The 1,559-nt window shown below is 59.8% G+C and carries 2 pseudogenes; both read right to left on the reverse strand.

The window, feature by feature from the left end:
- Window positions 1-195 precede the first annotated feature (195 nt).
- Window positions 196-1,066, reverse strand: a pseudogene (locus J07HQW2_RS00005) (hypothetical protein).
- 263 nt (window positions 1,067-1,329) lie between these two features.
- Window positions 1,330-1,559: pseudogene (locus tag J07HQW2_RS00010) on the reverse strand (transcription initiation factor IIB family protein); the annotation flags it as partial.

A 1,559-nucleotide genomic window follows, 5' to 3' on the forward strand; every position in this document is an offset into this window, starting at 1 on the left:
TTCCGGACCCGGCGATGTCACGTTGCGTTACCCACTACCCCTGTTCCCGCCCGATTTGTGGAGGCAAGCCGCTGCGAACCCTGCCGAATGAACGCCCGCCGTGACTGACGTCGGACTTGAGGGTACTCACCGTATTAACCAACAGAAGTCATCTCTATCGGAGACTGTTGGTTAACCATCGAGATTCCTCCTGCCCTATTCGGGAGCAGGCCCGTAGCGACCTGTGCCACACACCTCGCACTCCCATATTGGTTGGCCCGTCCAGGTCTCGTCAGGGAGCGACTCGCGTGTTCTGAACCGATGTTCTGTTTCTCTCGTACAGTGTTGGCACTCTAGGGCTGTCAGGGTCGGGATTTCAGCTCCGGTACTGGTGGATTCCGTTTCGTGGGGTACTGTTTCAACAGTGATTGCTGGGACGATCCACAGCTGATCGCTGTCGTCGAGGGTGTGCTCGAGGGACGACTCATCACGAATTCCCTGGCCACGCTCGTCATAGACGCGTGGAATCTCCTTCTGAGAACGATCGCTCCTCTCGTCCCACGCTGTCCGCTCACGGGTCGCTGTTAGCAACGCTTCGCCAGCTGTTGAGGTCACCTCGACAGCAGCGGGGAGCGTAGGCCAGCGCTCGGTTAGCTGGGGTGCGGGCTCGTCGTCGAGATCGTAGATGAGCGTACAGTCGTCGATCGGCTCGTCGCGACCTGACGTAAGAAGTGTCGCTGCAGCTGCCCCTTTCGTGACAGCACCATAGAACGTCCCGGATTCGACGAGGAAGTGGATCACACCACACGGAGTGATTGCTCGGAACTCGCAGCATCCGACGCTGAGGCGGCGTCGAGTTCGTGTTTGAGACAGAACCGGCATTTTCGTTGCGACGCCGAGATCGATGCGCCACAGGAGACACAGGATCGGTCTGTGTCGGTTGTTCCGTCCGGATACCTACCGAATGCGAGGCTTCACGCTGGCGGCTTGGCTGGCCGTCTGCTGGGTGATCCAGCGCTGGGTCCGACACCAGAGCGCCCTCCCCGACAGGTTGGAACGCCTCTCGGTCTGAGTTGTGGTCAGTCATCGATTCGCTCCGCGTTTCCCCCGGTTTGGTATTTAAACTCAGGGGTGAGGAAATGCGGGGACGGATTCGGCGACGACGGGATAAATCTGACCGCCTGAGACCGATTCAGTCAGGGAGCTTAGCGACCGCTCGACCGACCTCGCGAACGTGCTCACTCCGCTCGATATCGAGTTCTGTCGACAGATACTCGACAGTCTCTTCGAGGTCCATACTCCTTGGTAGACTCTCTGCCTGTATGTAGGTACTCCTCCACCGGAGGCGTCTCAGATCGCTTGGAGTTCGTCTCGCCGGCTTCGGAGCGTCACGACTGACACCTCTGTTGCCGACGCGACGGTGGATTGGGTAATCAACGCGCCCTGCTCTTGGGCGGCCAGATAGACGCAGGCAGCCGCGACGCCCGATGGCTGACAGCCGTTCGTGAGGGCTGTCCCCTCGGCACGTTCTGCGAGTTCGTTCGCGCGTCGACGAGCGATGTCAGTAGTGCTCAACATCG

The sequence above is a fragment of the Haloquadratum walsbyi J07HQW2 genome, from assembly GCF_000415985.1.
Lineage (GTDB): Archaea > Halobacteriota > Halobacteria > Halobacteriales > Haloferacaceae > Haloquadratum > Haloquadratum walsbyi_B.